Here is a 7,361-nt window from a genome sequence, read left to right as displayed (position 1 = left end):
TTGTAGGCACGTAGCTCAGTGGGAGAGCACCTGCCCGACACGCAGGGGGTCGGCGGTTCAATCCCGCCCGTGCCTACCACTTCTTGCTCGTTCGCGGATGAGGCATCGCGTGGTCTCCACCGGTGCCTTTTGTTTTTTGCCGGCGCGTTCCCGCGGCGCCGAAGGAGTTCGAGCCATGGCGATCCGGGTGACCCTGCCCGACGGAAGCGTGAAGGAGGTGCCCCCCGGCACAACGGCCCTGGAGGTGGCGGAGTCGATCGGCAAGCGGCTCGCCCGGGAGGCCGTGGCCGCCGAGGTGGACGGCCGGCTGGTGGATCTCACCGCGCCCCTGACGGCGGACTGCCGGCTCCGGATCCTCACCCCCGACAGCCCCGAGGGCCTCGACGTGCTCCGGCACTCGGCCTCCCACGTCATGGCCCAGGCGGTCAAGCGGGTGGTGGGCGATGCCAAGCTCGCTATCGGCCCGGCCACGGCCGACGGGTTCTATTACGACTTCGACACCCCCCGGCCCCTGACCCCGGAGGACCTGGAAAAGATCGAGGCCGAGATGGCCCGGATCGTCAAGGAAGACCTCCCGGTGCGGCGCCGGGAGCTTCCGCGCGACGAGGCGATCCGGTTCTTCCGGGATCGAGGGGAACCCTACAAGGTGGAGCTCATCGAGGACCTGCCCGACGAGGAGACGATCTCGCTCTACGAGCAGGGGGAGTTCGCCGACCTCTGCCGGGGCCCCCACGTGCCCTCCACGGGCCGGGTCAAGGTGTTCAAGCTGCTGTCCGTGGCTGGGGCGTACTGGCGGGGCGACGAGCGAAACCCCATGCTCCAGCGGATCTACGGCACCGCCTTCGGCACGAAGGAGGAGTTGGCCGAGCGGCTCCGGCTCCTGGAGGAGGCGAAAAAGCGGGACCACCGCAAGCTCGGCCGGGAGCTCGAGCTGTTCTCCATCGAGGACGAGGTGGGTCCGGGGCTCGTGATCTGGCACCCCAAGGGAGCCCTCGTGCGCACGATTCTCGAGGATTTCGAACGCCGGGAGCATCTGCGGCGGGGCTACCAGATCGTGATCGGCCCCCAGATTCTGCGCAAAGAGCTCTGGGAGCGCTCGGGCCACTACGACAATTACCGGGAGAACATGTACTTCACCGAGGTGGAGGAGGGGCAAGTTTACGGCATCAAGCCGATGAACTGCCTCGCCCACATGGTGATCTACCGGTCCAAGGTGCGCTCGTACCGGGATCTCCCCCTGCGGTACTTCGAGCTCGGCACCGTGCACCGGCACGAAAAGTCCGGCGTGCTCCATGGGCTCACCCGGGTGCGGGGGTTCACCCAGGACGACGCCCACATCCTGTGCACCCCGGAGCAGTTGCTCGACGAGATCTCGGGCATTCTCGATTTCGTCCAGGACGTCATGGGGCTTTTCGGGTTCGAGTACGAGGTGGAACTCTCCACCCGGCCCGAGAAATCCATCGGCGACGACGAGGCCTGGGAGCGGGCCACCCGCGCCCTTGAAGAGGCCCTTCGCAGCCGGGGGATGGCCTACGGGGTCTGCGAGGGGGAGGGGGCGTTTTACGGGCCCAAGATCGACGTGAAACTGCGCGACGCGCTTGACAGAAAGTGGCAGTGTGCTACAATCCAGGCCGATTTTACCCTCCCGGAACGGTTCGATCTCACCTACGTGGGGGCCGACGGGGAGCGGCACCGGCCGGTGATGCTCCACCGAGTGATCCTGGGTTCGATCGAGCGGTTCATCGGGATCTTGATCGAGCATTTCGCCGGAGCGTTTCCGACCTGGCTGGCCCCGGTCCAGGTTGTCCTCCTGCCCATCTCCGACCGTCACGCCCCCTACGCCCGCAAGGCGGAAGGGCTGTTGCGCGCCCGCGGGGTGCGGGTGGAGGTGGACGACCGCAACGAGACGCTGCGGTACAAGATCCGGGAGGCGCAGCTCCAGAAGGTGCCCTACATGGTCGTGGTGGGCGACCGGGAGGTGTCCGACGGCACGGTGTCGCCGCGGCCCCGGTCGGGGGATCCGCTGCCCACCATGCCGCTGGAGGAGTTCGTGGAGCGGGTGGCCGAGGAGGCCGCCGTGCCCCGATTGGAGGAGCGACGCTGAACGCCCTGACCGAGGAGGTGCCCCATCGCTGACCAACCCCGCATCAACCGCATGATCCGGGTCCGGGAGGTCCGGACCATCGGGCCCGACGGTTCCCAACTCGGGATCCTGCCGATCGAACGGGCCCTGGCCCTGGCGGAAGAGATGGACATGGACCTGGTGGAGGTGGCGCCCCAAGCCCGGCCGCCGGTTTGCAAGATCATGGACTACGGCCGGTACAAGTACCACCAGGCCAAGAAAGCCCAGGAGGCCCGCAAGCGCCAGGTCCAGACCCAGGTCAAGGAGGTCAAGGTCCGCCCCAAGACCGACGAGCACGACTTCCAGGTCAAGCTGAAGAAGGTGCGCGAGTTCTTGGACGAAGGGCACAAGGTCAAGGTCACGGTCATGTTCCGGGGCCGCGAGGTCACCCTGCCGGAACGGGGCCTGCAGCAGTTGCAGCGAATGGTCGAGGAGTTGGGCGACGAGGCGAAGGTGGAGCAGGCCCCCCGCATGGAGGGCCGCAACATGTTCATGCTGCTCTCCCCGCCGCCCCGGGCCGCGAAGAAATCCTGAAGCGCGAGAGAGGAAGACGCCATGCCGAAGATGAAGACCCACCGGGCGGCGGCCAAGCGGTTCAAGAAGACCGCCACCGGAAAGTTCAAGTACCGCCGGGCGTTTCGCAGCCACCTGCTGGGCGGCAAGAAGGCCAAGCGCAAGCGGCAACTGCGCCGGCCCGATTTCGTGGACGCCACCCACGCCCGGCACATGCAAAAGCTCTTGCCCTACGCGTAGTCCCGAACCGTTTTCCAGTTCCCCGCGGAACGCACCTCATCCCCGGGTCCGCCATGTACCTGGGGGATAGGGGGTCCGACCCGGACCGGCCGCGGGGACGCGTTTGCCAACCCAAGGAGAAAAGCCATGGCACGTTCCCGTCCCTCGGTTGCGTCGCGCCAGCGCCGCAAAAAGATCCTGAAGCAGGCCCGCGGGTACTACGGCGCCCGCCGCCGCCACCTCCGGAAGGCCATCGAGACCCTGCACCGGGCCTGGGTGTACAGCTACCGCGACCGCAAGAACCGGAAGCGGGAGTTCCGGCGTCTGTGGATCGCCCGGATCGGCGCGGCCGCCAAACAGAACGGCACCTCCTACAGCCGGCTCACGCACGCCCTCAAGACGGCCGGGGTGGAACTCAACCGCAAGATGCTCGCCGAGCTCGCGGTGCGCCACCCCGAGGATTTCGCCCGGCTGGTGGAAGAGGTCCGCTAGGCCTCCCCCCGGCCTAGCCCACCCCCGCTCCCGCCATGATTGACCAGCTCCGAGCCCTCGCCGACCGGGCCCTGGCCGAGATCCGCGCCGCGCCCGATTCCCAGGCCCTCGATGCCCTCCGGGTCCGGTACCTGGGGCGCAAGGGCGACCTCACCGCCTGCCTGAAGGAGATGGGCCGGCTCGACCCGGCCGAGCGGCCCGTGGTGGGCCGGGTGGCCAACGAGGTCAAGGCGGCCATCGAGAGGGCGCTGGCCGAGCGGAGGGAGGCTCTCGGCCGGGCCGAGTTGGATCGTAGGCTCCAGGCCGAGGCCGTGGACGTCACCCTGCCGGGCCGCAGGGGCCACCGGGGCGGGCTACACCCGATCACCCGGGTGGTGCGGGAACTCCTGGAGATCTTCGGCCAGATGGGGTTTTCGGTGGCCGAGGGGCCCGAGGTGGAGCTCGAGTACTACAACTTCGAGGCCCTGAACATCCCGGCCGACCACCCCGCCCGTGACATGCAGGACACCTTCTTCGTGGCCCCCGGGGTGGTGCTTCGTACCCACACGAGCCCGGTGCAGATCCGCACCATGGAGGCCCAGAAGCCCCCGGTGAAGATCGTGGCCCCGGGCAAGGTGTACCGGTGCGACTCCGACGTCACCCACTCCCCCATGTTCCACCAGATCGAGGGGCTGCTGGTGGACCGGGACGTGACCTTCGCCGACCTCAAGGGCGTGCTCACCGAGTTCGTGCACCGGTACTACGGTCCCGACACGGGGGTGCGGTTCCGTCCCAGCTTTTTCCCGTTCACCGAGCCCAGCGCCGAGGTGGACATCCAGTGTGTGCTGTGCGGGGGTTCGGGCTGCCGGGTGTGCTCGGGCACGGGCTGGCTCGAGATCCTGGGCTCGGGCATGGTGGACCCGGCGGTGTACGGGTTCGTGGGGTACGACCCCGAGGAGGTCCAGGGGTTCGCCTTCGGCCTCGGGGTCGAGCGGATCGCGATGCTCAAGTACGGCATCGACGACATCCGGCTCTTTTTCGAAAACGACCTTCGGTTCCTCGGGCACTTCGGCTGAGCGTCCCATGCGCGTTCCGGTTTCCTGGCTCAAAGAGTACGTGGAGTTCGACCTCGGGCCCGAGGCCCTCGCCGAGCGCCTCACCATGGCGGGCCTCGAGGTGGGCGCCGTGGAGCGCCGGGGCGAGGGGATCGAGGGGGTGGTGGTGGCGCAGATCCTGGAAAAGGGGCCCCACCCGAACGCCGACCGCTTGAGCCTGTGCCGGGTCACCGATGGGGCCGAGACCTACGAGATCGTGTGCGGCGCCACAAACATGGCCGCGGGCGACAAGGTGGCCCTGGCCCGGGTGGGGGCGCGGCTTCCCGGCGGGTTCAAGATCAAGAAGACCAAGATCCGGGACCAGGTGAGCTACGGCATGATGTGCTCCGAGCGGGAGCTCGGCCTCGGCGAGGACCACTCGGGGATCCTGATTCTGCCGGCCGACGCCCCGGTGGGCACCGACCTTCTGGAGTACCTGGGACTCCCGGAGACCGTGATCGAGGTGGAGATCACCCCGAACCGGCCCGACTGCCTGTCGGTGGTGGGGGTGGCCCGGGAGGTGGCGGCCCTGACCGGAGGCGAACTCCGGATCCCCGAGCCCGAGGTCCCCGAAGAGGGGCCCGCCGTGGAGGAGCTCACCTCGGTGGAGATCCGCGACCCCGACCTCTGCCACCGCTACGCGGCCCGGGTGATCCGGGGCGTGCGGGTGGGGCCGTCGCCCCTGTGGCTGCGCCGGCGCCTCGAGGCCTGTGGGGTGCGGTCCATCAACAACGTGGTGGACGTGACGAACTACGTGCTCCTGGAGCTCGGGCACCCCTTGCACGCTTTCGACCGAAACCGGCTCGTGGAGGGCCGCATCGTGGTCCAGCGGGCCCGGGACGGCGAGCGGTTTACCACCCTGGACGGCCAGGAGCGCGAGCTCGACGCCGACACCCTGGTCATCTGCGACGCCGAGCGGCCCGTGGCCCTGGCCGGCGTCATGGGGGGCGAGAACTCCGAGGTCGAGCCCGACACCACCGAGATCCTTCTGGAGAGCGCCTGGTTCCTGCCCTCGAACATCCGGCGCACGTCCCGGCGGCTCGGGCTTCGCACCGAGGCCTCCTACCGCTTCGAGCGGGGCACCGACATCGAGGGGCTCCTCCGGGCCCTCGACCGGGCCACGGAACTCATCGTCCAACTGGCCGGCGGCACCGTGGCCCGGGGCGTCTACGACGCCTACCCGACCCGGCACGAGCCGGCGCGGGTTCGCCTGCGGTACGACCGGGTGCGGGGCCTTCTGGGAACCGAGATCCGGGCCGAGGAGGTGCGAACGATCCTCGCGAGCCTCGGCATGGCCGAGGAGGGGGCCGATGCGGAGTCCGTCACCGTGCGGGTGCCCACCCACCGGGTGGACCTGGAGCGGGAGGTGGACCTGATCGAGGAGGTGGCCCGGATCCACGGGTACGAGCGGATCCCCACCACGCTTCCCCGGGTGCCGATGCGGCCCGACCCGGCACCGGCGAGGCGGCGGGCGGCGAACCGGGCCCGGGACCTCCTGGCCGGCCAGGGCTACTACGAGGCGGTGTGTTTGAGCTTCGGGGACCCGGCCGACGACGACCGGCTGGGCCTTCCCGAGGGAGATGCCCTGCGTCACCACGTCGTGCTCGCCAACCCCCTGGGCCGGGACTCCTCGGTGCTCCGGACGACGCTCGTGCCGGGCCTGTTGCGGAGCCTCGCCCGCAACCAGCGACGCCAGGCGCGCTCCGCGAGGCTCTTCGAGGTGGGGCGCACGTTCCATCCCCGGGAGGGCGAGGCCCTGCCGGACGAAACCCCCCGGGTGGCGGCGGTGGCTGCCGGGGCCCGGGACCCGCTGGCCTGGTGGAGCGGGGACGAGGCCGTGGATTTCTTTGACGCCAAGGGCGCCCTCGAAACCCTGCTCCTGGGGTTCGGGCTCGGCAGCCTCCGGTTCGTGCCCACCGCCGACCTTCCCTGGCTTCACCCCGGCCGGGCGGCCCGGGTCGAGGCCGAGGGACGGGCGCTCGGATGGGTGGGGGAGTTCCACCCCGGCCGCCTCGGGGATTGGGACCTCGAGGGCCCCGTGGCCGGGTTCGAGGTGGACCTCGACGCGGTTCTGGATCTTTCCCGGGAACCCGGGGCGTTTCCGGGGCTTCCCCGGTATCCGGCGGTGCAGCGGGATCTTGCCGTCCTGGTGGATCCGGCCCGGGCCCGGGCCCAGGACGTCGTGGACGCGGTGTGGGCCGCCGGGTCCGCCCTCGTACGGGAGGTCGAGATCTTCGACGTGTACCGAGGCGAGCGCATCCCGGAGGGGTTGGTGAGCCTGGCGCTCCGGGTCACCTATCGGGCCGACGACCACACCCTGACGGATGAGGAGGTTCGGGCCGAGGAGGCCCGGGTTCTCGAATCGTTGGCCGCGCGTACCGGGGCTCGCCTTCGGTAGGGCCGCCCGGACAGGGCGGCGAGGAATCGTTTCCATGCACGCGAAAAAGGACGGGACAACCATGACGAAATCGGATCTCGTGGAGGCGCTGCACGAGCGGGTGGGCTTTAGCCGGAAGCGGTCGGCCGAGGTGGTGGGGCTCATCCTGGAACTCATCAAGGAGGCCCTGGAGCAGGGCGAGAAGGTGAAGATCAGCGGGTTCGGCAACTTCGAGGTGCGCCAGAAGGCGGCCCGCCGGGGCCGGAACCCCCAGACCGGCGAGTCCATCACCATCCGCGAGCGCCGGGTGCTCACCTTCAAGCCGAGCCAGGTGCTCAAGGAGCGCCTGAACAACGGCTGAACGGCGCGCCGGGGCCGTTGCACCGGGCGGCTCTCGCTGGTATGATTGGCGCCCTTCCGGGCGAAGGAGCGGGCGTTGGAGAGCCGGGGGATCCCCCAGAAGCTCTACTACCGGATCGGGGAGGTGGCGGAGATCGTCGGGGTCAAGCCCCACGTGCTCCGGTACTGGGAGAGCGAGTTTCCGTTCCTCTCCCCCCGAAAGAGC

Annotated in this window: 7 protein-coding genes, 1 tRNA gene and 1 pseudogene; all 9 read left to right on the top strand. The window is 69.4% G+C overall.

All coding sequences use genetic code 11. The features are described 5' to 3' along the window. The first annotated feature begins 4 nt into the window (after nucleotides 1-4). A tRNA-Val gene (locus tag ACY0I8_RS14640) sits at nucleotides 5-79 on the top strand. A gap of 96 nt (nucleotides 80-175) precedes the next feature. Beyond that, nucleotides 176-2,104 (top strand): threonine--tRNA ligase, encoded by a 1,929-nt coding sequence (thrS, locus tag ACY0I8_RS14635; RefSeq protein WP_459941732.1) that lies wholly within the window; start codon nucleotides 176-178, stop codon nucleotides 2,102-2,104. 24 nt (nucleotides 2,105-2,128) lie between these two features. Beyond that, nucleotides 2,129-2,656: a translation initiation factor IF-3 gene (infC, locus tag ACY0I8_RS14630; RefSeq protein WP_459941764.1), complete on the top strand. Its 528-nt coding sequence runs from the start codon at nucleotides 2,129-2,131 to the stop codon at nucleotides 2,654-2,656. A gap of 21 nt (nucleotides 2,657-2,677) precedes the next feature. After that, nucleotides 2,678-2,875, top strand: a complete 198-nt coding sequence (rpmI, locus tag ACY0I8_RS14625; RefSeq protein WP_459941731.1) for a large ribosomal subunit protein bL35 — start codon at nucleotides 2,678-2,680, stop codon at nucleotides 2,873-2,875. Between the two features lie 126 nt (nucleotides 2,876-3,001). Beyond that, a complete protein-coding gene (gene rplT / locus ACY0I8_RS14620) occupies nucleotides 3,002-3,346 on the top strand; it encodes a 50S ribosomal protein L20 (protein ID WP_459941730.1) in 345 nt (114 codons plus the stop codon). Between the two features lie 35 nt (nucleotides 3,347-3,381). Beyond that, nucleotides 3,382-4,401, top strand: coding sequence for a phenylalanine--tRNA ligase subunit alpha (gene pheS, locus ACY0I8_RS14615; RefSeq protein WP_459941729.1), 1,020 nt, complete (start codon nucleotides 3,382-3,384; stop codon nucleotides 4,399-4,401). A gap of 7 nt (nucleotides 4,402-4,408) precedes the next feature. Continuing rightward, on the top strand, nucleotides 4,409-6,817 hold the full coding sequence (pheT, locus tag ACY0I8_RS14610) for a phenylalanine--tRNA ligase subunit beta (protein WP_461395339.1): 2,409 nt from the start codon (nucleotides 4,409-4,411) through the stop codon (nucleotides 6,815-6,817). A gap of 61 nt (nucleotides 6,818-6,878) precedes the next feature. Next, nucleotides 6,879-7,154: pseudogene (locus ACY0I8_RS14605) on the top strand (integration host factor subunit alpha); the annotation flags it as partial. A 78-nt stretch (nucleotides 7,155-7,232) separates the two neighbouring features. Next, a partial coding sequence (locus ACY0I8_RS14600) for a MerR family transcriptional regulator (protein WP_461395340.1) occupies nucleotides 7,233-7,361 on the top strand: 129 nt, incomplete at its 3' end.

It is taken from the genome of Deferrisoma sp. (assembly GCF_054681715.1).
The sequence above is the reverse complement of the archived record's forward strand: the minus strand, read 5'-3'. Positions and strand labels throughout refer to the sequence as shown.